Source organism: Asticcacaulis sp. AC460 (assembly GCF_000495795.1).
GTDB lineage: Bacteria > Pseudomonadota > Alphaproteobacteria > Caulobacterales > Caulobacteraceae > Asticcacaulis.
In genome coordinates this window covers 1-1439 of record NZ_AWGD01000056.1, presented here as the reverse complement: position 1 = coordinate 1439, position 1439 = coordinate 1, and the positions used below count along the sequence as shown (strand labels likewise).

Annotated in this window: 1 protein-coding gene; it reads left to right on the top strand. The window is 51.2% G+C overall.

The window, feature by feature from the left end; all coding sequences use genetic code 11:
• The first annotated feature begins 47 nt into the window (after positions 1–47).
• Positions 48–1402, top strand: a protein-coding gene (locus ABAC460_RS49380) for an IS3 family transposase (protein WP_369794150.1) whose coding sequence is annotated in 2 segments (ribosomal slippage) — positions 48–519 and positions 519–1402 — 1356 coding nt in all. Because the reading frame shifts where the segments join, the coding sequence is not laid out codon by codon here.
• Positions 1403–1439 lie beyond the last annotated feature (37 nt).

Genomic DNA, 1439 nt, shown 5'->3' with positions numbered 1-1439 from the left:
AAATGAACTGACCCCCAAAAGTTGGACACCAACTTTTGGGGTTTTCCATGTCTAAATATTCTGAGGCTTTCAAGCTTTCGGTTATCAACGCGTATCTGTCGGGGTCGTCGAGTTTAGAGACGATCTGTCGTCCCCTTGGCATCGACCGCACGACGGTGCGCAGCTGGGTGGCGCTTTATCGCCGTCACGGCAGCGCTGGCATCAGCAAAAAGTTCAGCCACTATGACGGTGCATTCAAGCTTTCTGTTCTGAGGCATATGTGGGAGAATAAGCTGGCTTGCCGAGAGACGGCCGTCTTATTCAACATCCGCAATCCTTCATGTCTTCGGGACTGGGACAGGCTTTACCGTGTTGGTGGCGCTGATGCTCTGAATCCGCGCCGCAGGGGGCGACCCAAGTCAATGCCAGATCATGGACGCACAGAGTCCGAGCCGTCGTCAGATGATGATAAGCGCACACGCGAAGAGCTGCTGTCTGAGCTGAACTACCTGCGTATGGAGAACGCGTACCTAAAAAAACTGGATGCCTTGGTTCAAGCAAAGCGAGCGCCGAAAAAGCGCAAATAGTGCTTGAGCTAAGGCCCCATTACCCGATTGCAGGCCTGCTGAAATTGGCAGGGTTGGCACGTAGCACCTTCTATTATCAGCAGAAAGCGCTTCTTGTGGGCGATAAACACGCAAGGACAAGAGTGAGCATCCAGACGGTCTACGACTGCCACAAAGGCCGCTATGGCTATCGTCGGATTACCGCTGTGCTCAAGCATCTGGGCACGATCGTCAACCACAAGACTGTTCAACGTTTGATGGGGCAAATGGGCCTGAAGTCCTTGGTACGCGCCAAGAAATACAAGTCCTACAAAGGGGCTATCGGACGAACGGTGCCCGATCTTCTTCAGCGCCAGTTCGATGCGCCAGGCATCAACCAAAAATGGGTGACGGATGTGACCGAGTTCAAAGTAGCTGGCGAAAAACTCTATCTCTCACCCGTCATGGATCTCTATAATCGAGAAATCATCGCCTTTGAAACTGCCAGGCATCCTGTTTTCAAGCTCGTCGGAAACATGCTCGATATGGCATTGAAAAAACTCGGAAAGGACGAGAAACCCACAATCCATTCCGACCAGGGCTGGCACTATCAGATGCCAGAATATCAACGAAAACTCGAGAAAAGCCAGGTCGTGCAAAGCATGTCACGCAAAGGAAACTGCATCGACAATGCCGCCATGGAAAGCTTCTTCGCCGTCCTGAAATCTGAGTTCTTCTATCTCGAAAAGTTTGACAGCTTCGAAGCCCTGCAAGACGGCATCAAAACCTACATCCACTATTACAATCACGATCGTATCAAGCTAAAACTAAAAGGGCTGAGCCCTGTCCAATACAGAACTCAGCCCATAAACGCCTAGCCCGACCATAAACCGTCCAACTTTATGGGGTCAGTTC